This is a genomic window from Pseudomonas sp. CFBP 8758, from assembly GCF_014841725.1.
In the GTDB taxonomy this organism is placed as follows: domain Bacteria; phylum Pseudomonadota; class Gammaproteobacteria; order Pseudomonadales; family Pseudomonadaceae; genus Aquipseudomonas; species Aquipseudomonas baltica.
This window is the reverse complement of sequence record NZ_JACYUK010000013.1, coordinates 1-26,284: the sequence shown is the minus strand read 5'-3', so window position 1 is coordinate 26,284 and position 26,284 is coordinate 1. Positions and strand designations below refer to the sequence as shown.

General features: G+C 61.1%; 23 protein-coding genes, 2 tRNA genes and 1 pseudogene. 13 read left to right on the top strand and 13 right to left on the bottom strand.

What is annotated here, in order from left to right; translation table 11 throughout:
* Positions 1 to 148: 148 nt before the first annotated feature.
* The 6 genes from IFT75_RS20785 to IFT75_RS20760 all read left to right on the top strand — a co-directional run bounded on the left by IFT75_RS20785 (position 149) and on the right by IFT75_RS20760 (position 7,298).
* A complete protein-coding gene (locus IFT75_RS20785; protein ID WP_192056579.1) occupies positions 149 to 988 on the top strand; it encodes an alpha/beta hydrolase in 840 nt (279 codons plus the stop codon).
* Positions 985 to 1,584 carry an RNA polymerase sigma factor gene (locus tag IFT75_RS20780; protein ID WP_192056578.1) on the top strand — a complete coding sequence of 200 codons (600 nt, stop codon included), beginning with the start codon at positions 985 to 987 and terminating at the stop codon, positions 1,582 to 1,584. Before IFT75_RS20785 ends, IFT75_RS20780 begins: the two co-directional genes overlap by 4 nt.
* Positions 1,581 to 2,543 carry a FecR family protein gene (locus IFT75_RS20775; RefSeq protein ID WP_192056576.1) on the top strand — a complete coding sequence of 321 codons (963 nt, stop codon included), beginning with the start codon at positions 1,581 to 1,583 and terminating at the stop codon, positions 2,541 to 2,543. The genes IFT75_RS20780 and IFT75_RS20775 overlap by 4 nt, the downstream gene beginning before the upstream one ends.
* A gap of 109 nt (positions 2,544 to 2,652) precedes the next feature.
* Complete coding sequence (locus IFT75_RS20770) at positions 2,653 to 5,073, top strand: TonB-dependent siderophore receptor (protein ID WP_192056574.1); 2,421 nt, start codon at positions 2,653 to 2,655, stop codon at positions 5,071 to 5,073.
* A gap of 184 nt (positions 5,074 to 5,257) precedes the next feature.
* A complete protein-coding gene (locus IFT75_RS20765) occupies positions 5,258 to 6,172 on the top strand; it encodes an alpha/beta hydrolase (protein ID WP_192056573.1) in 915 nt (304 codons plus the stop codon).
* Positions 6,173 to 6,656: 484 nt separating this feature from the next.
* Positions 6,657 to 7,298, top strand: coding sequence for a BRCT domain-containing protein (locus tag IFT75_RS20760; RefSeq protein WP_192056571.1), 642 nt, complete (start codon positions 6,657 to 6,659; stop codon positions 7,296 to 7,298).
* A gap of 151 nt (positions 7,299 to 7,449) precedes the next feature.
* Here IFT75_RS20760 and IFT75_RS20755 read toward each other — a convergent pair whose 3' ends face one another.
* From IFT75_RS20755 to IFT75_RS20725, 7 genes are all read right to left on the bottom strand, one after another.
* Positions 7,450 to 8,301 (bottom strand): hypothetical protein, encoded by an 852-nt coding sequence (locus IFT75_RS20755; RefSeq protein ID WP_192056570.1) that lies wholly within the window; start codon positions 8,299 to 8,301, stop codon positions 7,450 to 7,452.
* A gap of 71 nt (positions 8,302 to 8,372) precedes the next feature.
* A tRNA-Thr gene (locus IFT75_RS20750) sits at positions 8,373 to 8,448 on the bottom strand.
* Positions 8,449 to 8,738: 290 nt separating this feature from the next.
* A complete protein-coding gene (locus tag IFT75_RS20745) occupies positions 8,739 to 9,941 on the bottom strand; it encodes a methyltransferase (RefSeq protein WP_342214392.1) in 1,203 nt (400 codons plus the stop codon).
* Positions 9,926 to 10,615: an ABC transporter permease gene (locus IFT75_RS20740; protein WP_192056568.1), complete on the bottom strand. Its 690-nt coding sequence runs from the start codon at positions 10,613 to 10,615 to the stop codon at positions 9,926 to 9,928. Before IFT75_RS20740 ends, IFT75_RS20745 begins: the two co-directional genes overlap by 16 nt.
* Complete coding sequence (locus IFT75_RS20735; RefSeq protein ID WP_122714457.1) at positions 10,612 to 11,307, bottom strand: ABC transporter permease; 696 nt, start codon at positions 11,305 to 11,307, stop codon at positions 10,612 to 10,614. Before IFT75_RS20735 ends, IFT75_RS20740 begins: the two co-directional genes overlap by 4 nt.
* Before the next feature lie 56 nt (positions 11,308 to 11,363).
* Complete coding sequence (locus IFT75_RS20730; protein ID WP_122480573.1) at positions 11,364 to 12,113, bottom strand: ABC transporter substrate-binding protein; 750 nt, start codon at positions 12,111 to 12,113, stop codon at positions 11,364 to 11,366.
* Positions 12,114 to 12,128: 15 nt separating this feature from the next.
* Positions 12,129 to 12,902: an ABC transporter ATP-binding protein gene (locus IFT75_RS20725; RefSeq protein WP_192056566.1), complete on the bottom strand. Its 774-nt coding sequence runs from the start codon at positions 12,900 to 12,902 to the stop codon at positions 12,129 to 12,131.
* 590 nt (positions 12,903 to 13,492) lie between these two features.
* Here IFT75_RS20725 and gabP point away from each other — a divergent pair.
* Positions 13,493 to 14,860 (top strand): annotated as a pseudogene (gene gabP, locus IFT75_RS20720) (GABA permease); the annotation flags it as partial.
* A gap of 53 nt (positions 14,861 to 14,913) precedes the next feature.
* Here the strand turns inward: gabP and IFT75_RS21335 are convergent.
* The 6 genes from IFT75_RS21335 to IFT75_RS20695 all read right to left on the bottom strand — a co-directional run bounded on the left by IFT75_RS21335 (position 14,914) and on the right by IFT75_RS20695 (position 20,829).
* Entirely contained in the window at positions 14,914 to 15,069 is a 156-nt protein-coding gene (locus IFT75_RS21335; protein ID WP_163007701.1) for a hypothetical protein, read from the bottom strand.
* Position 15,070: 1 nt separating this feature from the next.
* Complete coding sequence (locus tag IFT75_RS20715; RefSeq protein ID WP_122480570.1) at positions 15,071 to 16,816, bottom strand: anti-phage dCTP deaminase; 1,746 nt, start codon at positions 16,814 to 16,816, stop codon at positions 15,071 to 15,073.
* Positions 16,817 to 17,099: 283 nt separating this feature from the next.
* A tRNA-Phe gene (locus tag IFT75_RS20710) sits at positions 17,100 to 17,175 on the bottom strand.
* Between the two features lie 92 nt (positions 17,176 to 17,267).
* The gene (locus IFT75_RS20705) at positions 17,268 to 17,540 is read right to left on the bottom strand and encodes an oxidative damage protection protein (protein ID WP_043191657.1); all 273 of its coding nucleotides are present in this window, start codon (positions 17,538 to 17,540) and stop codon (positions 17,268 to 17,270) included.
* Positions 17,540 to 18,604, bottom strand: coding sequence for an A/G-specific adenine glycosylase (gene mutY, locus IFT75_RS20700; protein WP_192056565.1), 1,065 nt, complete (start codon positions 18,602 to 18,604; stop codon positions 17,540 to 17,542). The genes IFT75_RS20705 and mutY overlap by 1 nt, the downstream gene beginning before the upstream one ends.
* Positions 18,601 to 20,829, bottom strand: a complete 2,229-nt coding sequence (locus IFT75_RS20695) for an AsmA family protein (RefSeq protein ID WP_192056563.1) — start codon at positions 20,827 to 20,829, stop codon at positions 18,601 to 18,603. Before IFT75_RS20695 ends, mutY begins: the two co-directional genes overlap by 4 nt.
* A gap of 407 nt (positions 20,830 to 21,236) precedes the next feature.
* Between IFT75_RS20695 and IFT75_RS20690 the strand changes: the two genes are divergently transcribed.
* From IFT75_RS20690 to hisF, 6 genes are all read left to right on the top strand, one after another.
* The gene (locus IFT75_RS20690; RefSeq protein ID WP_122480567.1) at positions 21,237 to 22,895 is read left to right on the top strand and encodes an OFA family MFS transporter; all 1,659 of its coding nucleotides are present in this window, start codon (positions 21,237 to 21,239) and stop codon (positions 22,893 to 22,895) included.
* Between the two features lie 187 nt (positions 22,896 to 23,082).
* On the top strand, positions 23,083 to 23,676 hold the full coding sequence (gene hisB, locus IFT75_RS20685; protein WP_043191647.1) for an imidazoleglycerol-phosphate dehydratase HisB: 594 nt from the start codon (positions 23,083 to 23,085) through the stop codon (positions 23,674 to 23,676).
* A complete protein-coding gene (hisH, locus tag IFT75_RS20680; RefSeq protein WP_122795890.1) occupies positions 23,676 to 24,314 on the top strand; it encodes an imidazole glycerol phosphate synthase subunit HisH in 639 nt (212 codons plus the stop codon). The genes hisB and hisH overlap by 1 nt, the downstream gene beginning before the upstream one ends.
* Positions 24,314 to 24,571, top strand: a complete 258-nt coding sequence (locus IFT75_RS20675) for a DUF2164 domain-containing protein (RefSeq protein WP_122480565.1) — start codon at positions 24,314 to 24,316, stop codon at positions 24,569 to 24,571. The genes hisH and IFT75_RS20675 overlap by 1 nt, the downstream gene beginning before the upstream one ends.
* 42 nt (positions 24,572 to 24,613) lie before the next feature.
* Positions 24,614 to 25,351 (top strand): 1-(5-phosphoribosyl)-5-[(5-phosphoribosylamino)methylideneamino]imidazole-4-carboxamide isomerase, encoded by a 738-nt coding sequence (hisA, locus tag IFT75_RS20670; protein ID WP_192056561.1) that lies wholly within the window; start codon positions 24,614 to 24,616, stop codon positions 25,349 to 25,351.
* A gap of 80 nt (positions 25,352 to 25,431) precedes the next feature.
* Positions 25,432 to 26,202, top strand: coding sequence for an imidazole glycerol phosphate synthase subunit HisF (gene hisF / locus IFT75_RS20665; protein WP_043191638.1), 771 nt, complete (start codon positions 25,432 to 25,434; stop codon positions 26,200 to 26,202).
* The last annotated feature ends 82 nt before the right edge of the window (positions 26,203 to 26,284 follow it).

Here is a 26,284-nt window from a genome sequence, read left to right as displayed (position 1 = left end):
TCGGCCATCGCCAGAGCAAGACAAACGACGCCGTCATCCGTCTTATGGACATGCGAGAGCATTCTCCACCGCGCAGGTGTGCCGGTCGGCTTCTTTGACGTCGACGGCATCCGCTTGCGGGCCTGCCCAACGAGGACCGTCTGAAATCATGATTCGTAAAATAATTGCAGTGTTCACCGCCTGGCTTCTTGGCGCGGCGATGGCCGCTCATGCGCAGCCGGTCACGCTGGACGGTACCGAGCAATGGACCATGCAAAGCGAAGGCGGGCTGGAATACCGCATCATGATCAGCCTTCCCAAGGGTGATGTGCCCTACACCGGCGGTTATCCAGTGATCTATCTGTTGGACGGCAATGCCTATTTCCCGGCGTTTCATGCCGCCAAGCGCGCCCAGGCCAAACTACGCGGAGCCATCCTGGTAGCCATCGGTTATCCGAGTGACACGCCCCTGGACTTCGCCAGGCGCGCGTTCGACCTGACCCCACCTGCGCCCGCCGATCGCAACACACCTCCACAGGGCGGCCAGGATCTGTTTCTCGATTTCATCCAGACGCGCCTGATGCCCAAGGTGTCCGAGCATTTCAAAGTCGACGAAGACCAGCGCAGCCTGGTCGGGCACTCGTTCGGCGGCATGCTGGGCGTGTACGCGATGTTCACTCGGCCCACTCTGTTTCAACACGTTGTCGCGGTCAGCCCCAGCCTGTGGTGGCGCGACCAGTTTCTGCTGGCGCCTGAACGCGCCTTCACCGAACGCGTCCGCGCCGGGCAACTCGACATGACGCAGACCAGCCTGAGTATCGTGATGGCCGAGCGCGATTCGGTTCAGGGCATCCAGGATGCCAGGGCGTTGTATTCACGCCTGCAGCAGTTGTCCGGTACCGGGCTGCGCACCGGCTTTGTGGTCGAACCTGGCGAGGACCACACCTCCATACCCTTTCGCATCCCCAATCAGGTACTGGGTGAATTGATTGGAGCAAGGCGCTATTGAGCAGGCAGGAAAGCGCAGGCAACAACGCCTTCGCAAGCGCAAATGATTCTCTTTGTGATATTTTCCTGCCCTGCCACTCCGCCTTTCAAGGTTCCTTCATGTCCGGCCCAGATCTCAAGGCGCTGTACCTCGCCCACCGCAGCGAAATTCAGGATTACCTGGACCGTCGTTTGCGTTGCAAAGAGACCGCCGCCGATCTGACTCAGGACACGTTCATTCGCCTCTCCGAACAGATGGGCCGAACGCCGATTGCGAATTTCCGCGCTTATCTGTTCTCCAGCGCCCGCAATCTGTTCATCGATCACACCCGGCGCCAGGAACATCGCAAGGGCGAAACCCTTGATCCGCAGACAACCTCAAGCTTCGAGCCGTCCACGCCAACGCTTGAACAAGCGGCAATTGCTCATCAACAACTCAATACGTTGAACGTCGTGATCCAGAACATGCCCGCGCCTTGTCGCGAGGTGTTCCTGATGGTGCGCGTGGAAGGCCTGACCTATGTGGAAATAGGCCAGCGCCTGGGTATTCCTGCCAAAACCGCATATAGCCGCATGGTGCGCGCCCTGGATCTGCTCAAGATCGGTATGTCCGAATGAGCGCCGAACCACCACCAGCGTCCCCTGTGGCGCACGTTGACGACATAAGCCATCAAGCCAGCGCCTGGTTTGCGTTGATGCACGGCGGGTCGCCCACTGCAGCGGAACAGGCGGAGTTGGCCGCGTGGCTGGATGCCGACCCCCGACATGCCGAGGCCTATGCCCAGCTCGAGCACCTGTGGGCCGCGTCCGCGCAGTTGCATTCGCTCAACGCGGCACCGGCCGCTGGGCAACTGTCTCGACGGCGTTTCGTCGGCATGGGCATCGCCGCCAGTGCCGTGGCCGTCAGTGCATGCGCCTCCATGCTGTGGCTCAACGATATGGGCCTGCCGTTCGCCGATGTCCGCAGCGCCGTGGGCGAGCGGCGGACGGTCAGCTTGCCCGATGGGTCCACCGTCGACCTTGCCGGCCACACCGCACTGAATGTGGATTTTTCACCGACCCGGCGGGCCGTAGAACTGCTTCACGGCGAGGCTTACTTCACTGTGCTGCCCGCAACCGCCGGTGAGTTCACGGTCAACAGCCGATCCGGACAGGTGATAGCCGCCGAGGGCGAGTTCTGCTTGTCATGCGATGACGCATCGACACTGCTGACGGTAAGCCGCAAGACGGTCCGTGTGGTAACGGCCAACCAGCAGATCGATCTGGCAGAGGGCCTTTCGCTGCGTTTCAGCAGTGATCGGACCGGCCCCATCCAGCACGCCGAACTGGCCCAAGTTCTCGCCTGGCGCAGTGGGCGATTGGTGTTCTTCGACAAGCCCTTGTTTACGGTCATCGATGAGTTGCAACGCTGGCGAGAAGGCCGAATCTTCATCATGGACAAGCAACTTGCCAGCCGCCGGGTCAGTTTGATCCTCAATCTGAACAAGCCCGAGCAGATGCTCGACGCCATCACCAAAGCCCTGGCGGTCCGTGTGGATCGTTACACGGACCTGATCACTCTGATCTATCCCGCCTGATCCCACAGAAAAATCTTTTACGCACTCTCAGGGAATTGCGTGCGCTCATGCGTCTTAGCCTGACTGATTGGTATTCGCATTTTCGCGCACTTCCTGGGGTACGACCGCAATGGCAAGGCAACTCAACCATGAATCCAGCATCGACAGCCGCTGGCAGCGCAACGCGCTGGGCACCGCATTGGCGTGCACACTGCTCGTCGGCGCACTTCAGGCTCATGGCGCGCAGGTCCATTCGGCGGCGACGTCCGTAGAGCGGCTGTCACTCAATATTTCCGCGCAACCCCTGCGTCAGGCCTTGCTGCAGTTCAGCCAGCAGTCCGGCCAGAACGTGCTGTTGGACGGCAACCTGGACAGTGCCCTGCGCAGCACTGCCGTAGAGGGCCGCTACTCGTCGGAAGAGGCACTGGCGAAGTTGTTGCAGGGCAGTGGCTACACCTTCGCCCGAACCGATGCCATGACCGTTTACCTGGTCCCGGTGCAGAACACGCAGGCCAGCAGCGAAATCCTCCTGGCGCCCACGCAGATCCAGTATCAAACCTCCGGCGACGTCAGCCCAACCCGCGGTTACCGCGCAAACCCGGTGTCCAGCACCACTCGCCTGGGCCTGAGCGACAAGGAAACCCCGCAAGCGATCACCGTGATTACGCGCGAGCAGATGGACGATTTCCAGCTCAACAGCGTGAAGGACGCGCTGCGCAACGCACCGTCGGTGACCGTGGAACAGTTCGAAACCGATCGCACCGCCTTCACCTCACGTGGTTTCAAGATCGAAAACTTCGAGTTCGACGGCATGAGCCTGCCGTTCTCCGGCGGCGTATTGGTCGGCGATCAGGACATGACCGAGTTCGAGCAGGTCGACGTGCTGCACGGCGCCAACGGCTTGATGAGCGGCACCGGCGATCCGTCTGCCACGGTCAACCTGGTGCGCAAACGCCCCACGGACACGTTCCAGGCGCGGGTCGACAGTAGCGTGGGCTCGTGGGACAACCGTCGCTTGAGCTTTGACGTGTCAGGCCCACTCAGCCAAAGCGGAAACGTTCGCGGACGCTTCATCACCTCCCATGACAAAGGCAACTCCTACCTCGATCAGTACGGCCATGAGGTCAACGTCGCAGCAGGCCTGCTGGCTTTCGACCTGTCCGATGCCGACACCCTCACGGTAGGCTTCACCCAGCAGAACAGCTACTCCAATGGCAGCACCTGGGGCGCCTTGCCCATCGCCGACTACCAGGGCAACCGCATTCACTACAGCAGCCGCAGCTCCAGCGTCGGCCAGCCCTGGACTTACTGGGACGTGCATACCCAGCGCGCCTTCGCCGAGCTGACCCACGCGTTCGACAATGGCTGGACCAGCACCCTGACCCTGGCCGGAATGAAGCAGGATTCCGACACCAAGATGTTCTACGCCATCCCCGCCACAGCGGACCAGGTGTACGGCTACATCAACCGTACCACCAGCAAGGAAGAGCAAGTCACCGCCGAGGCGAAACTGTCCGGACCCTTCGCGCTGTTCGGCAGGGAACATGAACTGACCCTGGGCGCCAACTACGGCCGCACCCACCACGACGAGGTCGGGCATTACAAAGATGCATCCGGCAACCAAATGGTGAGCCTGGCCGACGCGCTGTCCGGCAATGTCGTGCAACCGCCGCTGAACTACACCGACGACCTCAATACCCAGCTCTTCACCGACCGACAAAAGAGCCTGTTCGCCGGCGCGCGCTTCAGCGTCATCGATGACCTGCACTGGATTGCCGGCGCGCGCATGCTCAGCGCCGACGGCGATGGCGCCGGATACGGATCGCCCCACGACACCCGGGTGCACGGCAAAGTGACCCCGTACACCGGCCTGGTCTACGACCTCACCCCACAGTGGAGCCTGTACACCAGCTGGACGAAAATCTTCAAACCGCAATACCTGCGCAGCACCAGCGGCGGCTTGATCCTGCCACTCGAAGGCAAAAGCCTGGAAGTGGGTGTCAAAGGCCTCGTGCTCGACGAGCGACTCACCCTCACCGCTGCCGCGTTCAAAACCGATCAGCAAAACGTCGCCGAGCTCACCGGCGAAATCGTCGGTGGCCAGTACCTGTACCGCGGCACTAACGTCAAAAGCCATGGCTTCGAACTGGGCGCGTCGGGCGAAGCGCTACCCGGCCTGGACATAGCGGGCGGCTACACCTTCGTGCAGATCGAAGACGACAACGGCGACGACACCCGCAAGTACATCCCCACCCACACCCTGCGCGGCAGCCTGACCTATCGCCTGCCCGAGATGCCCAGCGTCAAGGTAGGCACCCGTTTCCAATGGCAGAGTGCAACCGAGGTCGACACCAACAGCAACGTGCGCCAAGAGGCTTACGCGCTGGTGGACTTGATGGCCAGCTACGACATCGACGACAACTGGAGCACCTCGCTGAACCTCAACAACGTCACCGATCGCAAGTACTTGCTGTCGCTGTATCAGTCGTCCGGGTCGACCAACTACGGCGCGCCGCGCAATTTGACGGCTTCGGTGACGTGGAAGTATTGAGCGGGCTTGTTCCGGCCAGATGGGCACAGGTTAGCGTAAGGCGATAGTGAGTCGTCGATCATGAATGCTTGAAAAATATGCGGAGCTCAGTGCGGTCGGTCGAAAGTGAGGTAGCTTTCCTCAAGCACCAAACAAGATACTAGGGTGCTTAAGAAATTCTCGTCCACCGACTGAGTGAGCTTTCATGAATCGCCGCAATTTCATCCTGGGCGCCGGCTCTGCCATGCTGATGTTGAAACTGGCCGCCGCTCAGGCCAATGATCCACCGGCCAACAGCGAAACAGTCGAGCTGTGGAGCGGCGTACCGCCAGGCGGAGGCGGACCGTCGGGAGATAACACGCTTACATCCCATGGCTCTCTGAGCAATGTCACCCGCCCATACCTGCAGATCTTCAAACCCGCCACACCCAATGGAAAAGCCGTGATCGTCGCTGCCGGTGGGGGCTACAAACGAATCGAACTCGGCATCGAGGGATGGCCCTTGGCGCAGTGGCTGAACGAGCGCGGGTATACCGCCTATGTGCTGGCCTACCGCTTGCCGAGTGAAGGCTGGAACGACGGCAACATCGTCGCGCTGCAAGATGCACAACGCGCGCTGCGCATCGTTCGCAGCCGAGAAAAGCATGTGACCCTGCTGGGCTTTTCAGCGGGCGGGCATCTGATGGGCATGACCGCGACGCTGGGCGACTCTCAGACGTATGCCGCGCAGGACAGCATCGATTCGATACCCGCCGTCGCTGAGGGGGCGGCGTTGATCTATCCACCCATTACGTTGGAGCGGCCTTATACGTATACCTCGACTCACAAGGTATTGGTGGGGGCAGATGCGTCGGCGGCAGAAGAGGCTAAGTGGTCTGTGCAGAACCGGGTGACTGGCAGCACACCCCCTGAATTCTTGGTGCAGGCGGAGGATGACTCGGTGGTTGATCCCCACAACACGCTGATCATGGCTGCGGCTTGTGAGCAGCGTGGGGTGGCTGTGGAGATGCATCGGTATGCGACAGGCGGGCATGGGTTTGGGTTGGGGAGGGGCGATGCGCCGACCAAGGAATGGCCTGGGCGGTATGAGGAGTGGTTGGGGAGGTTGGGGGTGGGGTGAGGTGATGGAAGCAAGTTTTGCGCGGGTTAAAGCGACGCGCTACGCTCGAGTCTTCGTGGTTCAGCACGTAATCAATCGAGCCGCTTCAAATTCTGATACACAAATGCGTATGACGATAGTTGCGATAAGTCAGCCCTCTAAGTAAGTTCGTTTCTCTCGCACCAAGGACGGTGTGATCAGGCAGGTAAACTCAATGACTGGCGCTAGAGTTCACCTATCTCAAATCGTGAGTACCACATTCGTTCTAAGTGAGGGAGAGCCGATCAATGCGTCACAGCGCTACTGCACTACGCACTAGACCGGGCTGTCTTAGGCTTGTTATCGCGTTTTCAATGCTTCAGATGCTACTTATGAGTATCCGTTCCTGCAGTTAAGTCTATCAACGACTGGGCAAAACATAAATAACTAGGCGGAGCGAACCCTGCAGACGACGCCAGCCGCTTTTGTTCCATCAGATCGTATCTCTTCGAAAGGAATTCATGCCATGGACTTGCATAAAGAATTTGTTAACAGTCGTTTTTTCCACAACGCTCGCATTGACCGTCGTGCTGCCGATGCCTTGGTAGGTATTGCAGCGGGCTTGACTGCCGATGGTATGGTTGACACATGCGAGGCGGTATTCCTCAAACAATGGCTCGAAACACACGTAGCTCATCTGAATGACCCGGTCATCAACCTGCTTTATTCGCGTCTCTCCTGCATGCTCAAGGACAATGTGCTGGATGAAGATGAGTCATTCGAGTTGCTAAATCTGCTGCATGGCTTTGCCGGATTGCCCATCTCGCAGCCCACCGCGGGCCAACCTGCGGCCGTTGCACCTAACGATCTGCCATTTGATGCACCAGCGCCGAATATGGTGTGGGAGGGCCGTGTATTTGTGTTTACAGGTGTCATGGCTTTCGGACCGCGTAAGAACTGTCAGGCTTTGGTGGAGGAGCGCGGTGGAGTGATCGGTTGCGGGGTCAGTAAGAAAGTCCATTACTTGGTAGTGGGAAGCATTGGTAATGAGCAGTGGCGGCACAGTACGTACGGTACAAAGATCATGAAAGCAGTGGAGCTACGCAATGCCGGTGCATCTATTGCCATTGTAGGAGAGGACCATTGGCAGCGGCTGCTGTTAGGTTGAGGGTCGCTGCTTAGCAAGCAGTTCAGGCAGAAGGTAAGGGCGTAGACAAATCAGCCCGGATGCTGACCTAGAAAAATACATACAAGAAAGGCGTCCGCATTGCTGCGTCATTACGGGTACCGCCGCAGTCACTGAGTCTCTTGCAGCTGCCTCACTCTAATGCTTCGAGATCGAGGCTCTTTGGATACCTCCGACGAGATGCCCAACTGTGGAAAGCCCACGTAGTCAAAAAGCCGCATACAACGCCTAACATGGCGGACAACGAAGAGCTTGGGAGGTCAAAAAGGAAAGCGGGACGAGGGCCATAGACCGCTATCAAAAAACCAGCGGCGGCTACAAATAACGGCGAAAAAACCCAAGCGCTCAGTTTCGCAACAATTTTATTTTTTGACTTCCGTCTAGGCTTGGGCCGGGTGAACTGCCCTAGGTTTGTAAATCCTTTGGGAAGGCCAATCAGCGTACCAAGCAGCCGAGGTTTCCGTTCGGTACTAGTGTGCAAAATTTCCACTACCGCACCGTCGTTCGCGTCTAGAAAGTCGAACGTAAGCGGCGCTTGTTTTGATAGCTGGGGGGCCAAGTCGGCCAACCTGAAATTAGTGACCTCACGAGTCTTCTTTAAAACTGCTACTGATAGTATTTCTCCTTCTCCACCGATCTCCAGCCGCAGCGGATCACTGGCAACCAAATTGTCTGCAGTGATGGGGTTTTCGCCATCGTTCCAAATTACGACCACAGTTTTGGTCAGCCTAGGAATGCTGATGCCGTTGTACTGAACGACTATCGCAGGCGGAAGCGTATCTGAAGCGCTGCCCAGCAGATGTTCGCCTACATATACGTAGGCCAACTTAGTGCGCCGACGGGTCCAGACATACGACAAAAACGCAAAAAAGAAGCTTGCGATGGCAATCAAGCCGTTGAGCCAGTTCAGTCCTAACACACGCAGCGCATCGTCAATCCACGGCACAGACGGTCCCTCGTAAGCTGCTACGGCCCAAATTTGCATGCTTGTTACGTGCGTTGTTACGTGCGAGACAAAAACAAAGGGCCTGCATCGCTGCAAGCCCTTGTTTTGTATGGTGCCGGCACCAGGAATCGAACCCGGGACCTACTGATTACAAGTCAGTTGCTCTACCATCTGAGCTATACCGGCAAGTGAGGGCGCTGATTATAGCTATTCGATCGGCCGAGTAAACCCCCCTGCGGCATAATTTCTTCGCCTTTAGCTCTTAACCCGCCAGTGCTTATGCACATTTGGCGTGCCAACCCCAGCAACCGCTCGGCGTTTAGGTCGGTTTGATGACATCGTTCGCAAGCTACTGTTTTCGCAGGCGAAACGGACATGAACGAAAAATGACTGATCTTCAGCCTGGCGTTCAAACGCAGACTCAATGCACTGCGCAACATTTCTACCCACAGAGTTATCCACAGGTTGCGCACGCTTCAGAGGCGTTCGGCGATGATCATCAGATTGCGTGGGGTCAGGGTTTCCGGGCAGAAGGTGCCGACCTGTGCGCTGTACTGGCGCTCTTGCAGGTACAGGGCGCGGTCGAGCACCAGCCACAGTTCCAAGGGCTTGCGAAACAGGCCGCGTAGCAGTTCCAGGTTGCGGACTTGGGCAAGTCGTTGCCAGCCGCGCGCTTCAAGCTTATCGAAATTCACGGCATGCCCAATAGTTACGCTCTGCAGCGCTGCAAGGTCGTGGCAGTAATCGGCAAAGGGTTTGTCCAGCCAGGCGGCGGGCAGGGAGGGGCAGGGCAGGTAGTGGTCGATGCGGCGTTGTTCGCGCTGCAGCAGGTCGAAAGCCAGGCGGCGGGCCATGGAGTGGTCACGCTGGCGGCGCACGCGGGCGCCGGCGGTGACGGTGGCTTCGAGGGGCAGGCCGAGGTCTTCGAGGGTCAGGGAGAGCGCCGAGGGTTCGGCGCATAGTTGGCGATAGGCGCCGTGGGTGCGGTTGTAGCAGCAGGGTGCGAAGGCCAGGTGTTGGCAGCCTGCCTGGGTGGCGCAGTGCATGAGTCGCACGTGCAGGTCGCCGCAGGCATGCAGGGCGACGGGTGTGCTTGAGGCTGGCAGGCGCAGATCGTCGGCCATGACGTCTTGCAGGTGGTGCTGTGCGGGCAAGGCGTGATGGGTGCTGAACTGGGCGCCGCTGGCCACCAGTGCCGGGTCGTGTTCCAGGCAGGTGAGTTGCTGGCCGTTGCGCAGCAGTCGGCGGCCGAGGTGGCCTTTGCCGGCGCACCAGTCCAGCCAGTGGCTGGTGGAGTTGGCGAAGGGCAGGGCAGCGGCGAAGGCTTCGATCTGTTGCCATTTGCGGCCGGGTACATCGACGTTGAGGCGGTGGCGCGCAGTGGGCAAAAAATTGGTCGGCAGCGGACCTACCGCGGCCAGCGCATGCGCCTGCTGGGCTAAAGCGGGAAAGGGCGCCGGGGCGTCCAGTTCCAGCAGCGAGTTATGCACAGCCTCGGCCTCGGCCAGGGTGCGGGTGCGCAGCCAGGTGGCGAGCTCGGGATGTTTCGCTTCCCAAGGTAAGGTCAATTGGGTGAAGGGCTTGGGCCGCCACAGGTCGACGTGGGCAGCCAGAAAGGCGTCCAGCGCGTGAAAGCGCTCACGCAGCTGGTCGCCTTGCAGTGTCAGCGGCCCTGGCACGCGTCCACGCGCAGCCAGCGCTCGAGAAGTTTGAAGCCCTGCACCAGCACGAACGACATGGCCAGGTAGAACATGCCGGCGGCGAAGAAGATTTCCACCGGCAGGTAGGTACGGGCGATGATCGTGCGGGCCATGCCGGTGAGTTCCAGCAGGGTGACGGTGCTGGCCAGCGAGCTGGCCTTGAGCATCAGGATCACTTCGTTGCTGTAGGCCGGCAGGCCGATGCGTGCGGCGCGTGGCAGCATGATGTGCAGCAGGGCTTTGCTGCGGGACATGCCGAGGGCGCGGGCGGCTTCGATTTCGCCCTTGGGTATGGCTTGCAGCGCCCCGCGCAGGATTTCTGCGATATAGGCGGCGGTGTGCAGGGTCATGGTCCCGGCGGCGCACCAGAACGGCCTGCGCAGGTACGGCCACAGGCTGCTCTCGCGCACCGCGTCGAACTGCGCCAGCCCGTAGTACACCAGAAACAGCTGCACCAGCAGCGGAGTGCCGCGAAAGAAGAAAATGTAGGCGTAGGGCAGGCCGCTGATGTACCACTTTTTCGAGGTGCGGGCGATACCCAGCGGGATGGCCAGGATGAGCCCGGCGAGTACCGCGATGGCCACCAGCTCGAGGGTCAGGGTGGCGCCTTGCATCAGGCGCGGCAGCCACTTGATGATCACTTCCCAGTTCATTGCGAGGCCCTCGCGAAGCCGCGCGAGGCGCGTTTCTCCATGAAATGCAGGGCAACCATGGCGACCACGGTGAGGCTCAGGTACATCAGGGCGGCAACCATATAGAAGGTGAACGGTTGTTTGCTGACGGTGACGGCGTTCTGCGCGTTGCGCATGATCTCTTCCAGGCTGATGACGGACACCAGGGCGGTGTCCTTCATCAGAATCAGAAACAGATTACCCAGCCCCGGCAGGGCGATGCGCCACATCTGCGGCAGCACCAGGCGAATGAAGATGCGCGACGTGCTCAGGCCCAGGGCCAGGCCGGCTTCGCGGTGGCCCTTGGGGATGGCCAGGATGGCGCCGCGGAACACTTCAGTGGCGTAGGCGCCGAAGCACAGGCCCAAGGCGATGACGCCGGCGGCGAAGGGGCTGAGTTCCAGGCTGCCGACACCCAGCGCCAGGCCGATGCTGCGCAGGCCGTTGACGGTGCCGAAGTAGATCAGCAACACCCACAGCAGTTCGGGGATGCCGCGTACCAGCGTCGAGTAGAAACCGCCGAGCCATTGCAGGGGGCGGTTGCCGGAGGTTTTCGCCAGGGCACCGGCGAGGCCCAGCAGCAGCCCCAGGCACAGAGCGCTGAGGGCCAGTTTGACGGTCATCAGCGCGCCTGCGGCAAGCGCAGGGCCGAAGCCATAGAGATCGATGTTCATGGGCAGGCTTGTTCAGGGGCGGGCATCGGCCGTGTAGGCCAACGCCCGCCGGGCTGTCAGAGGATGCTGAAAGGGAAGTACTTGTCGTTGATCTTCTTGTAGGTACCGTCGGCAATGATTTCCTGCAGCGCGGCATTCAGCTTGTCGCGCAGGGCATCGCCCTTGCGCACGGCAATGCCGATCTTGTCGCTTTGCTCGACCGCGTCACCCTTGAACTCGAAATTTTTGCCGGCGTCGCTCTTGAGCCAATCGTAGCTGGCGTACTTGTCGGCCAGGATGGCGTCGAGGCGGCCGCTGCTCAGGTCGAGAAAGGCGTTTTCAGAGGTGTCGTACAGCTTGAGGTCGACATCCATGCCGTACTTGTCTTCCAGCCAGGTGCCGGACAGGGTCGCGCGCTGGGCGCCGATGACTTTGCCCTTGAGGCTGTCGCCGTCGGTCTTGAAGTCATCGCCCTTCTTGGCAATGAACTGCAGCTTGTTGCTGTAGTAGGGGTTGGTGAAGTCGACCACTTCCGAGCGCTCGGGGGTGATCGACATCGACGACACCAGGAAGTCGAACTTCTGCGACTGCAGTGCGGGAATGATGCCGTCCCAGTCGGAGGTGACGATTTCGCATTCCACTTCCATCTTGGCGCACAGGGCCTTGCCGATGTCGACGTCGAAGCCCACGACCTGGCCGCTGGTGTCCTTATTGTTGAACGGTGGGTAGGCCGCTTCCACGCCCATTTTCAGTTTTTCGGCAGCCATGGCGGCGCCGTTGACCAGCAGTGTGGCGGCAACCGCCAGGAAGATTTTCTTCATGCTCATATTGTTATTGCTCCGTTAGCGGTTGCTGGACATGAACTGCCTGCAGCGCGCCGACAAGGGGTTGTCGAATACTTGCTCGGGCGTACCCTGCTCTTCCACCAGACCTTGATGCAGAAACACCACCTCGCTGGAGACCTGCCGGGCAAAGCCCATCTCGTGTGTCACCAGCAGCATGGTACGGCCTTCTTCGGCCAGGTTGCGAATAACCGCGAGCACCTCCTGGACCATTTCCGGATCCAGCGCCGAGGTCGGTTCGTCGAACAGAATAACCTTGGGCTGCATGGCCAGGGTGCGGGCAATCGCTGCACGTTGTTGCTGGCCGCCGGAAAGCTCGTTCGGATAGGCGTGGCGCTTGTCGGCGATACCCACCTTGGCCAGCAGCGCCTCAGCCACTTCGATCGCTTCGGCGCGGCTTTGCCCCAGCACGCGGCGCGGTGCCTCGATGATGTTGTCGAGCACGCTCATGTGCGGCCACAGGTTGAAATTCTGGAAGACGAAACCGATCTGGCTGCGCAGCCGGTTGATCTGGCGGCTGTCGGCGGCGATCAGCTCGCCGTTGCGGGCGGCCTTGAGCTTGAGCGCTTCACCGGCCACCAGGATCTCTCCCTGATGGGGGTTTTCCAGCAGGTTGATGCAGCGCAGCAGGGTCGACTTGCCGGAGCCGGACGAACCGAGGATGGAAATCACCGCGCCGTCGTTGGCGACCAGCGATATGCCCTTGAGCACGTCCAGTGCACCGTAGCGCTTGTGCAGGTTACGGATTTCCAGAGCGGGCGTGGCCTGAGCCATGTGCGGTCCTCATATAGGCGGGTGCGGCCTGCCGTCACCGAAGTGAACAGCCAAGCGCAAAGCTAGCATAGCGCGGATGGCGAGGCTGGACTTGCAGCTTGTGTCCGATCTGCCTGGCGCGATGTGCGAAGGCACCGCAGCAGGAACGTCGGACGGGCAGGGCGCGATAAAAAAGGCGCGATGTTGCCAGTTTTGCCCAGTGGAGGAAAGCGCGAATGCGGCTTGAATGTGGCAGCGCGATAAGAGGCAGGTCGCACGAAGTTGCACCTGAGCCATACAGAGCCCATGCAAAAGTTGCGCCTTTAGGTTGCACTGTTTTTGTGCGGAGGTGTTACCGGCGTCGTTTTTTGGTGCGGCATATCGCCCCACGCTGAGTAGTTCGGTAATCCGTCTCAGCCCGCAAAGCAAACCTCAACAGATTCAATCTGTTGGCACGAATGGCCAAGAGGTCCGTTTCAGGGCGGCAGGATATACCTTGGTACAATTTGGCGCAATTTTTGCGTAAAAGATAAGGAACGGGGTGTAGCGGACTTTGCACAAGGCTCGCGATCACCGCCGGACAGAACGCTATTCTTCGCAAAGGTAGTTTTATGAGTACGCAGAATTCCACAGGTCTCGCTCAGGGACTCAAGCCGCGTCATGTAACTATGTTGTCGATCGCCGGTGTCATTGGTGCCGGCCTGTTCGTAGGTTCCGGGCACGCCATCGCCGCTGCCGGCCCTGCCGTGCTGCTGGCCTATGCTGCTGCCGGCAGCCTGGTGGTGCTGGTCATGCGCATGCTCGGTGAAATGGCCGTTGCCTCGCCGGACACTGGGTCGTTTTCCACCTACGCCGACCGTGCCATCGGTCACTGGGCCGGTTTTTCCATCGGCTGGTTGTACTGGTGGTTTTGGGTGCTGGTGATTCCGCTGGAAGCCAACGCCGCCGCCTCGATCCTGCATGCCTGGATTCCCGGCGTGTCGCATTGGGTGTTCGCATTGTTGATCACCCTGGTGCTGACGGTGACCAACCTGTTCAGCGTGAAGAACTACGGCGAATTCGAATTCTGGTTCGCGCTGATCAAGGTGCTGGCAATCATTGCCTTTATCGTCGTTGGCCTGGGCGCCGTGTTCGGCTTCATGCCCAACAGCCAGGTCAGCGGTGTCAGCCACCTTACCGACACCATGGGCTTCATGCCCAACGGGTTGGGTGCCGTCGTCGCCGCCATGCTCACCACCATGTTCTCGTTCATGGGTACCGAGATCGTCACCATCGCCGCCGCCGAATCGAAGAACCCCGGTCAGCAGATCTCCAGGGCCACCAACTCGGTGATCTGGCGGATCTTCCTGTTCTATCTGGTTTCGATTTTCCTGGTGGTGGCCCTGGTGCCGTGGAACGACCCGCGTCTGGCCGAGCTGGGCTCGTATCAGACCGTTCTCGAGCTGATCGGCATTCCCAACGCGAAGCTGATCGTCGACATCGTGGTATTGGTTGCCGTGACCAGCTGCCTGAACTCGGCGCTGTACACCGCGTCGCGCATGCTGTTCTCCCTCAGCAAGCGCGGCGACGCGCCTGCTGCCGCGCAGAAAACCTCGAAGTCCGGTACCCCGTCGGTGGCCGTGCTGATGTCCACCGCGGCCGCGTTCGTGGCCGTGATCGCCAACTACGTCGCCCCAGCGGCGGTGTTCGACTTCCTGCTGGCTACCTCTGGCGCCATCGCGCTGCTGGTGTACCTGGTGATCGCCGTGTCGCAACTGCGCATGCGCCGCAAGCGCGAGTTGGCCGGTGAGAAGATCGACTTCAAGATGTGGCTGTTTCCCGGCCTCACCTACCTGGTCATCCTGTTCATCGTCGCGGTGCTCACCACCATGGCCCTGCGCGAAGACCACCGCGTGGAAATCCTCGCCACCGGTGGCCTGGCCATCGCCGTGGTCGTCGCTGGGCTGATCGTCTCCAGCCGCCGCAAGGCGGGTAACTCANTTGTTGTTTCTGCGACTGCCGCGCCAGGAGCAACCCAGCCCGGTGCACTGCATCAGGAGGGTCGGTTGTCCGGCTGCTTCGCTTTGGCGGTCTGTATCTGGGCGGCTGCAACAGGTTTGAAAAAATCCTGCTTCCACTGAGGCCACTGCGCAACCGTCTGGCGGCACGCAGAGAGATGGTCGAGAAACGCCTGTTTTTTACTGGTCATGTCATTTGTTCTCCAAGTAGCTGGACAGCAGGCTCGCCGCGGTCGATTCCCGGTCTACATAAGACCAGGGGTGCATCTGGGTTCGCAGTTTCGCGTCGCCCTCTTTCCATTCCACGACTTCGCCATCTTCATTCTTGCGAGCGACAGGGTAGCCGCTACCGAGGTTGGTGGAAAACAAATTGAAGAAGCTGCGAGGACCAACCCCTATGAATGGTTCGAAAACGACATTGGTGTGGTTTTTCGTCAGTGAGATCGAATCCGAGTGGAATTCCAACGCCTTGCTTTTCGGATAGGGCTCTACATACACGACTCGTTTGATACCTGCCGCCACGATATGTTTGGCGCAGTTGTGGCAGGGGAACGTCGTACAGTAGAGATCGCTCCCCGCGCAGGAAGTGCCTGAACGGGCACTGGAAAGCAGTGCTTCCATCTCGGCATGCACCACGCGACCGTATTCAGTGATGTCCTTGATTCTGCTTTTCTTGATCAAGGGCGCCAGTTCCTCCTGGTACTGCGCAGGAATCACCGCAAGGATTTCGTCGACGATGAGCTTTTTGTGCGAGGCATTGGAGTCCAGACCGCGCATGTAGTCGCGTCCATCCGGCGTGTCGACGATGCCATGGCTTTCCGGGTCTTTTTCAGGCCAATAGAGCCCGCCGTGTGCCTTGGGCACGTCATTGGCGCCGGTGGCGACGATGCAGCGGTCTTTGGTCAGCACGGCGCCGACCTGGCGCGAGAGATCGGCCGAACGCAGCGATGCGGAAAATGCCATGAACATGGCGTACTCATCGAACGTGGGCGTGATGTAGGGACGCCCGAACAATAGATCGAGGATTCGCCAGGTCTGCTTCTTGAGCGCGTCCGAGTTGCCGTCGTAGTCGATGAAGAAGTCCGAAAGGTGATAGGTGTTGCGCGTGTGCTGCCCATGCTCGTCGCGTTCGTCCGCGTCGCGCTCGATCAGTCGGGAAGCCTGCTGTTCGGTCATCGAGCGATCTTTGACGAGGTACTCGTGACGCCGCGCCGAGTCCGCATGGACACCGACCAGGAAAAAACCATCGGAGTAGATTTTGCGCAGGCGTTCGACCTCGGCAGGACTTTTCAGCGAGTTGATGATGAACGCCCGGCGGCGCATGGGGGCGGACTCGCTGCGCAGCTTGTTGATCTGGGCCGCCGCGCCAAGGGCCAGGATGGCATTGTCCTGGCTGTCCTTGCGCAGCCGGTTGCCTTCTTCCATGTAGCTGCTGATGCGCTCATATTCACTGGTGGTCTGGGCCGGACAGCCAATGCTGGCGATGACATCCGTCGAGATTTTGATGCAGCTGGTTTCATAGCCGAAGATCTTGAGCCTGTCACCGATCAGCTTCGAGACTTCAGGCAGATCAGTGCCGATGGTGCCGACCAGGCCGATGATGAGTTCGGAGTCTGAATAGGTGTCGTCGATGAAGTAGGACGTATCTGATGGGGGAACCTCGGAGAGTTCCGCAACCATCTGCGCTGCACCCAGGGATGGGATGGATGAGCTGCCGTACTGGCTGTCGAGTAGAGGACCGACCATTTCCTGCAGTTTCGCCGCTGCATGCGGCTTGCCCTGGAAGTGGAGGGTTCCGGTAGAGGGGTACCAATTGAGAATGCCCTTGCCCAGGGTCTTGAACTGACATTGATTGTCGTTGATCACCCGCCATTCGCCTGCAGGCAAAATGCTTTCGAGCTGTGATTTGAGCTCTTCGAATGTGCCATCGAAACGCATAGTGACTCCTTGTTCTCACTGCCGATCAATCCGTTGATCGAGGGGGCTCCCGGTGTCTTTCGAGAGGTAAGGCCATACGGGAATCAAGATAGCCCAGAGTCGAGGAAGGTACAGGCGTTACCCGCGTTGATAAGTAACAGCGTATGTAGGCGTAAGCCGCACCCAGGCCGATCGAGTGTCTGCACCGCAGATTGATCTGCAAAAAGATGTGCGTGCCTCGCCCCCAAATCCCGCCCAATAAAAAACCCCTGAATCTTTCGATTCAGGGGTTTCTCGGTATTAGTGGTGCCCAGAGACGGAATCGAACCGCCGACACGGGGATTTTCAATCCCCTGCTCTACCGACTGAGCTATCTGGGCAACGGGGCGCATTAAACTGGTTTTTCGACGGGTCGTCAAGCGTGATGTCGAAAAAAATTTTAATCATTACCGTCGCTTACGATTTTGCTGGGTTATTCGGCGGGTGGTACGTAGCCGTCGGCCTTGGCGTATTCCTCGCCGGACAGGTACTTGTCCATTTCGCCCTGGAGGAATTTGCGGTCTTCGGCGTTCATCATGTTCAGGCGGCGCTCGTTGATCAGCAGCGTCTGGTGTTTCTGCCAGTCGCCCCAGGCTTGCTGGGAGACGTGGTTGTAGATGTCTTCGCCCTTGGCGCCGGGGTAGGGGGGGCGTTCCAGGCCAGGCAGTTCTTCTTTGTACTTGCGGCACAGTACGGTGCGGGTCATTACAGATCTCCTGCGTTCAAGGCGTCGGCTGCGTGTTGCAGCAGCTTCTTCACCGGGGCTGCGAGGCCCAGGCGCGGCGGTGTGGCGAGGTTATACCAGAGCCAGTCGGCCTCGGCCACGTGGTGGGCGGTCTGTTCGACCTGCACCAGCCAGGGGTCGATGGCCAGCTGGAAGTGGCTGAAAGTGTGGGTCAGGGCTGGCAATTGACGGCGTGCGAGCATGTGCAGTGCGTGCTGGTCGGCAAGGTGATCGAGGTCGCTCAGATCATCGAGCTGCGGAAGGCTCCACAGGCCGCCCCACAGGCCCGTTGAGGGCCTGCGGTAGAGCAGGATGGCGCCGTCGCGGTTGGCGAGCAGGGGCATCAGCGTTGCGCGTTGCGGGACGGTCTTGCGCGGCTTGGGCACCGGGTAACGGATTTCCAGGCCGAGCATGTGCGCTTCACAGCTCTTTTCCAGCGGGCACAGCAGGCAGCTGGGCTTGCTGCGGGTGCACAGCGTGGCGCCCAGGTCCATCATTGCCTGGGTGTAGTGGTTCACCCGGGTCTGCGGAGTCAGGCGTTCGGCGGTGGCCCACAGCGCCTTGGCCACCTTCGGCTCGCCTGGATAGCCTTCCTGCGCGGTGTAGCGGGCGAGCACGCGCTTGACGTTGCCGTCGAGGATCGGCGCACGCAGGCCCATGCTGATGCTGGCAATCGCGCCGGCCGTGGACAGGCCGATACCGGGCAGCTCGACCAGTTTCTCGACGTCGCGGGGAAACTCGCCGCCGTGCTCGGTCATCACGATTTTCGCGGTTTTCTGCAGGTTGCGCGCGCGGGTGTAATAGCCCAGCCCGGTCCACAGGTGCAGCACTTCGTCTTCCGGCGCCTCGGCCAGCGCCTGCACCGTGGGCAGCGCGGCCATGAAGCGGTCGAAGTAGTTCAGCACCGTGCTGACCTGGGTTTGCTGCAGCATGATTTCCGACACCCATACCCGGTACGGGTTGATGCCCTGCTGCCAGGGCAGATCATGCCGACCATTGCGGTCGTACCATTCCAGCACGGCGCTGGAAAACTGCTCGGGGCTCATCGGTTGAACAGACCTCGCAATGCGTCTTTGAGTTTTGGATCGACCTTGTCGCCCAGTTTTTCTTCGAGCTTCTCGTCGATCTTGTCGCGGATACGGTCGCCGGCCAGCTTGGCGGCGACCTGGCCCAAGCCGTCACGGTCGATGCGGCAGGCCTTGGCGCCCATCTCCAGCGGGCCGCGGCAGCGCAGCGGCAGCTCGACGCCGACGAAGCGCTCGCCCACCTGGCAGGCCGGGTCGGCGCTGGTGCCTTGTTCGCCGTCGACCACCACACCGATGCGGTAGTCCATGCCCAGCACGCGCAGATCGACGTCGCCGTTGCCCTTCACGGTCAGGCCGGGGATGCGTACGAGCAGGTCCTGGTTGCTGGCCACACCGTTACGGAACACCAGGCTGCCCTTGAGCTCCTTGAACGGCGTGTCCTTGCCGCGCGGTTCGCCGTTGAGCGTTTTGCGGTTGAGCACCGAGATGCCGCGGCAGATCTGCTGCTCGAGGTTGGCGTTGACCAGCACGCCGTCGTTGAGGACGAAGCTGGCGGTACCGTTGAGCGATTCGACCAGGGCCTTCTGGCTGTTGCCTGAACCGCTGAGGTTGCTGTTGAGGTTCAGCAGGCCGCGCAGCGGTGGGTTGGCGTTCTGCGTCTTGATGAAGTTTTCCACCGGCACCTTGTCGATGCGTGTCTGCAATGCCAGCAGCGGCATGTCCGGGCGCACGTCGAGCGTGCCCTGGGTGTTGAAGCTGCCGTTGTAGAGGCCGCCGGCCAGGGTCTGCAGGGTCAGCATACCGCCCTGGCCCTGTGCCTTGAGGGTGGCGTTGTGCACAGGCAGGCCCTTCAGGGTCAGTTGGCCAATGGTCAGGTCGGCCTGCACGTCCAAAGCGCGCAGACGTTCCACGGGCAGCAGGCGGTCATCGCTCCAGGCGCCGCGGGTTGGGGGCTCCGGCAGCGGTGATTCGCCCGAGGCGACTGCGGCCGCTTCGCTGTTCTGCACTTCGGCCTGGCGCGCCGCGCTGGCATTGGCGGCCTTCTCGGTCTTGGCCGGCAGGTAGCGATCGGCGTTGAAGGTGTCGCCCTTGAGCTGCAGGCGCAGGGCCTGGCGGGCAAAATCGTCCACGGCGATGCGGCCGGTGAAGGTGCTGTCGTCCAGTTTCAGCGTCAGGTCTTCCAGACCAAGGCTGTCGCGGGTGCCCTGCAGGCGGCTGACCAGCTCGAACTTGCCGAGGCTGCCCGGTGCCATCGCCGGCAGCGGTTGGCCGATGCCGTCGAAGAACGCGCGCAGGTCGAACTCGGCAATCGACAGGCCGCCGGTGAGCTGAGGGTCGCTGTCCAGATTGCGCACGCGCAGTTCGCCCAGCGCGCGCAGCTGATTGGCGGCCAGCTTGAGGCCGGTCCATTCGGCGACGTTGGCGGACTGGTCGAGCAGCAACTGCCCCTGCGCGCTGAAGGTCACGGTCTTGCCCTGCAGCGGGTCGCCCGAGGCTTCACCGCTCAGGCGCATGTCTTCGAGCTGGTAGCGCTTGAGCACGCGGTCGAAGCGAAGCTCGCCGGCAAGCTCGGTGCGGGCCCGCACGACCGGCTGGTTGGTGCCCAGGAAAGCGGTGAGTTTCAGCGGAATGTCCGCGCCTTCATGGACGGCGCCGGTGCTCAACTGGATGCTTTCGGCGGTGTACATGCGGCCTGTGCGTACGTCATTGTACTGCACGCGGGCGTTGTTCACGGTCAGGCTGTCGATGTCGAGCTTGAGCGGGCGCGAGGGCGCCTGCGGTTTGCCCGGCTCGGTGACTGCCGGTGCATTCGGGTCGGTGGCGTCGGCCGTGGTGACGGGCAGCGGCTTGCCGATGTCTTCCCAGTTGCCGTGGCCGTTGGCATCACGTTCCAGGGACAGGTTCAGGCCTTCGACCCGTACGTCGCTCATCTGCACTTCCTTGCGCAGCAGCGGCAGCACGCGCACGGACAGCCCGAGCATCTGCAGATCGGCGAAGGGTGCCTTGGGGTTGGCAAGGGTGGCCACGCTGGCGTCGTGCAGTTCCAGGCCCAGCCATGGGAACAGGCTCCAGCCGATATCCCCGTTGAGGGTCAGCTCGACGTGAGCCTTGTCCCGTGCCAGTTGGCGAATCTCGTCCTTGTAGTCGTTGGGGTCGAACAGGTGGGTGAGGGCGAAGCCCAGGGCCACCAGAATCAACAACAGACCGAGAATGCACAGGCCGAGGATTTTGCCGAACGCTTTCATGGGCGAGTCCTTTAGTCCGAATTTTGGAAGTTAGCGGGAGAGTATAACGTTGTGCGACTGGCGATGTGGGCGGTCCGTCGGTGCCATTTCACTGGGCGTCGACGGTCGCTTCGTGAAGGTCGCCCAAGCGCTTTGGGCCGTGGGTTTCACCGCTCCATCAGGCGACTGCCGAGCCATTCAGGGGGATTTTGCCAACCACCTGGCAGTTCATCGCGATAAAGGGATAGCAGTTTGCTTCCATTGGTTACATCTAGTGGTAATCTCCGCCCCTTCAACTGTCCGCTGCGACTTTATGTCGCGATTTGCCAAGTGCTGCCGATAAAACAATCGATCGCCAACGCGCGTGAAGAATGTGGGCGCATTTGTGTGCAGACAGCTGAACTACAAAAATCAACGGGGGTTACAAAATGAGCAGTAGTCTTTCGGGCGGCGGCGTGGGTGCCCAGCCAGGATTCCTGTCCAAGGAGCGGATCATCGCCAAGCCTGGCTTCAACCGCTGGCTGGTTCCACCAGCAGCGTTGGCCATTCACTTGTGCATCGGCATGGCGTACGGTTTTTCGGTGTTCTGGCTGCCATTGTCCAAGGCGATCGGTATTACCGCGCCAGTGGCGTGCGCGCCCGACATGAGCTTCTTCAGCCAAGTGTTTTCATCGTCCTGTGATTGGTCGGTGTCGATGCTGAGCTGGATCTACACACTGTTCTTCATCTTCCTGGGCTGCTCGGCAGCCATCTGGGGTGGCTGGCTGGAACACGCCGGGCCGCGCAAGGCCGGTGTGGTTTCGGCACTGTGCTGGTGCGGTGGTCTGGTCATTTCCGCGTTGGGTATCTACACCCACCAGATCTGGCTGATGTGGCTGGGCTCGGGCGTGATCGGTGGTATCGGCCTGGGGCTGGGCTACATTTCCCCGGTATCGACCCTGATCAAATGGTTCCCGGACAAGCGCGGCATGGCTACCGGCATGGCGATCATGGGCTTCGGTGGCGGCGCCATGGTGGGCGCACCGCTGGCAGCGGTACTGATGGGCCATTTCGCCTCGCCTACCAGCGTCGGCGTGTGGCAGAGCTTCCTGGTGATGGCGGCGATCTACTTCGTCTTCATGATCGGCGGCGCATTGTCCTACCGGGTGCCGCCTACCGGTTGGAAGCCTGAAGGCTACGTCGCTCCGGCGAAGAAGGCCAAGGGCATGATCACCAACCGCCACGTACACGTGAACGTGGCCTGGAAGACGCCTCAGTTCGCCCTGGTGTGGCTGGTACTGTGCCTCAACGTTTCCGCAGGTATCGGCATCCTCGGCATGGCTTCGCCGCTGCTGCAGGAAGTGTTCGGCGGCAAGCTGCTGGGCGTGGACCTGGCGTTCAACCAGCTGGACTCGGCGCAACTGGCGCAGATCGCTGCCATCGCGGCGGGCTTCACCGGCTTGCTCAGCCTGTTCAACATCGGTGGACGCTTCTTCTGGGCTTCGTTCTCCGACTACATCGGCCGCAAGGTGACCTACTTCGTGTTCTTCGCCCTGGGCGTGGCACTGTACGCCTCGGTACCGACCCTGGGTCATTCGGGCAGCATCGCGCTGTTCGTGGCAGCCTTCTGCATCGTGCTGTCGATGTACGGCGGCGGCTTCGCCACGGTTCCGGCCTACCTGGCCGACCTGTTCGGCACGCAGATGGTCGGCGCCATCCACGGTCGCCTGTTGACCGCCTGGGCCGTGGCCGGTGTGCTGGGTCCGGTGCTGGTGACCAACCTGCGTGACTACCAACTGGCGCAGGGTGTTCCGCGCGCGGCCGTGTACGACACCACGTTGTACATCCTCTCCGGTTTGCTGGTGCTGGGTTTCATCTGCAACGCGCTGGTGCGTCCGGTGGCCGACAAGTACTTCATGACCGATGCCGAGCTCAAGGCCGAGCAGGCGCTGGGCCATGACAAAGGTGCAGACGGCACGACCGTGCTGGAGTGGAAGGCCAATCCGGCTTCCAAGCCGCTGGCCATCGCTGCCTGGCTGGCCGTGGGCATTCCGTTGGCGTGGGGTGTGTGGGTGACCCTGCAGAAGACGGCGGTGCTGTTTCATTGATGTAGATGCTTGAATCGGCGGTGGCCCGTTCGCGGCCACTGACCGCTCCTACGACATCTCGTAGGAGCGGTCAGTGGCCGCGAAAAGGCCACCGCAGATCATCCTTTCCCCCCTCTTCTGTTCCCGTTTCCCGCCTGCGTGCCTATAATGATCACCTTTTTCGCCCAACGATTTTGCGGAGCTGGTGATGGCCGAACGTATCGCGTTCGTCGAGCGCAACACTCTGGAAACCCAGATCAAAGCCTCGATCAACCTGGATGGCACCGGAAAGGCCCGATTCGATATCGGCGTTCCTTTTCTTGAGCACATGCTTGACCAGATCGCCCGGCACGGGCTGATCGACCTGGACATCGAGTGCAAGGGCGACCTGCACATCGACGACCACCACACCGTGGAGGACGTCGGCATCACCTTGGGCCAGGCATTCGCCAAGGCCATCGGCGACAAGAAAGGCATCTTTCGCTACGGCCACGCCTACGTCCCGCTGGACGAAGCGCTGTCGCGCGTGGTCATCGACTTCTCCGGCCGCCCCGGCCTGCAGATGCACGTACCCTACACCCGCGCCACCGTTGGCGGCTTCGATGTCGACCTGTTCCAGGAGTTCTTCCAGGGCTTCGTCAACCACGCCAATGTCTCCCTGCACATCGACAACCTGCGTGGGCACAACACCCATCACCAGATCGAAACCGTGTTCAAGGCCTTCGGCCGCGCGCTGCGCATGGCCGTCGCGGTCGACGAACGCATGGCTGGGCAGATGCCGTCGACCAAGGGCGTGCTCTGATGCAGACCGTCGCGGTAATCGACTACGGCATGGGCAACCTGCACTCGGTGGCCAAGGCTCTGGAGCATGTCGGTGCCGGCAAGGTGCTGATCACCAGTGACGCCAATGTCATTCGTGAAGCCGACCGCGTGGTCTTTCCCGGTGTCGGCGCCATTCGCGACTGCATGGCTGAAATCCGTCGCCTGGGCTTCGATGCGCTGGTGCGCGAAGTCAGTCAGGACCGTCCTTTCCTGGGTATCTGCGTTGGCATGCAGGCCTTGATGGAGCACAGCGAAGAAAACGCCGGCGTCGACTGCATCGGCGTGTTTCCCGGCAAGGTGCGCTTTTTCGGCAAGGACCTGCATGAAGGTGGCGAGCACCTGAAGGTCCCGCACATGGGCTGGAACGAAGTGCAGCAGGCGGTGGATCACCCGCTGTGGCACGACATTCCCGACCTGGCGCGTTTCTACTTCGTGCACAGCTATTACATCGAGGCCGGCAAGCCGGGCCAGGTGGTGGGGCGCGGCCATTACGGTCGCGACTTCGCCGCGGCACTGGCCGAGGGGTCACGCTTCGCCGTGCAATTCCACCCCGAGAAGAGCCATACCCATGGCCTGCAGCTGCTGCAGAATTTCGCAGCCTGGGATGGACGCTGGTAATGGGCAAGGCCAGCAAGCCGCCCATTCTTACCCTGACGCCGGAGCAGGAGAGCGAAGCGGCCGAGAAGATCAAGCGGTTCATGCGTGACCGCTTCGATCTCGACCTGGGTTCGTTCGAGGCCCTCGAGGTGCTCGAGCTGTTCACCCGCGAAATGGCTCCACACTATTACAACAGGGCGATTTTCGATGTGCAGGCGCACCTCAGCGAGAGGTTCGAAAGCATCGAGAGCGACCTGTGGGCGCTCGAGAAGAACTGACTTCCGAGCATCGCCGTTCACCGACTTCGAAGGTTTTTGCAGATGCTGATTATCCCCGCTATCGATCTTAAAGACGGTGCCTGCGTGCGCCTGCGCCAGGGCCGCATGGAAGATTCCACGGTGTTCTCGGACGATCCGGTGAGCATGGCCGCCAAGTGGGTCGATGGCGGCTGCCGTCGCCTGCACCTGGTCGACCTCAACGGCGCCTTCGAAGGCCAGCCGGTGAATGGCGATGTGGTCACTGCCATTGCCAAGCGCTACCCGCACCTGCCGATCCAGATCGGCGGTGGCATCCGCTCGCTGGAAACCATAGAGCACTACGTCAAGGCCGGCGTGAGCTACGTGATCATCGGCACCAAGGCGGTCAAGCAGCCCGAGTTCGTCGCCGAGGCCTGCCGTGCATTCCCCGGCAAGGTCATCGTCGGCCTGGACGCCAAGGATGGCTTCGTCGCCACCGACGGCTGGGCCGAAGTGAGCACGGTGCAGGTCATCGACCTGGCCAAGCGGTTCGAGGCCGATGGCGTGTCGGCGATCGTCTACACCGACATCGCCAAGGACGGCATGATGCAGGGCTGCAACGTGCCCTTCACCGCTGCTCTGGCGGCCGCGACCAAGATCCCGGTGATCGCCTCCGGCGGTATCCACAACCTGGGCGACATCCGTGCCCTGCTGGATGCCAAGGCGCCGGGCATCATCGGCGCCATCACTGGCCGCGCCATCTACGAAGGCACCCTGGACGTCGCCGAGGCCCAGGCATTCTGCGATTCGTACAACGCGTAACGGCTGGACGCGGCCCCCTGTAGCAGCGGCGCAAGCCGCGTCCGCCAGCAGCTCGCTCCCCATCCAATCGGAGATTCCCCATGGCCCTGGCCAAACGCATCATCCCCTGCCTGGACGTGGACAACGGCCGAGTGGTCAAGGGTGTCAAGTTCGAGAACATCCGCGACGCCGGCGACCCGGTCGAGATCGCCCGGCGCTACGACGAGCAGGGCGCCGACGAGATCACCTTCCTGGACATCACCGCCAGTGTCGATGGCCGTGACACCACCCTGCACACCGTCGAGCGCATGGCCAGCCAGGTGTTCATTCCGCTGACCGTGGGCGGCGGCGTACGCACGGTGGCGGATATCCGCAACCTGCTCAATGCCGGTGCGGACAAGGTTTCGATCAACACGGCTGCGGTGTTCAACCCGGAGTTCGTCGGTGAGGCGGCTTCGCGCTTCGGCTCGCAGTGCATCGTGGTGGCCATCGATGCGAAGAAGGTCTCGGGGCCCGGCGAAGAGCCGCGCTGGGAGATCTTCACCCACGGTGGTCGCAAGCCTACCGGCCTGGACGCCGTGCAATGGGCGCAGAAGATGGAAGGCCTGGGCGCGGGTGAGATCCTGCTGACCAGCATGGACCAGGACGGCATGAAGAACGGCTTCGACCTGGGCGTGACCCGCGCCATCAGCGACGCGTTGGGCATTCCGGTAATCGCCTCCGGCGGGGTGGGCAACCTGCAGCACCTGGCCGATGGCGTGATCCAGGGCGGCGCGAGCGCGGTGCTGGCCGCCAGTATCTTCCACTTCGGCGAGTACACCGTGCCTGAAGCCAAGGCGTTCATGGCCAAGCAAGGCATCGTGGTCCGCTGACCCTGCAGCAGCGGCGCAAGCCGCGTCAGGCGTCACCGCGTTGCGCCAGGTTCACCGCGCTGTCCGCCGACGCGGCTTGCGC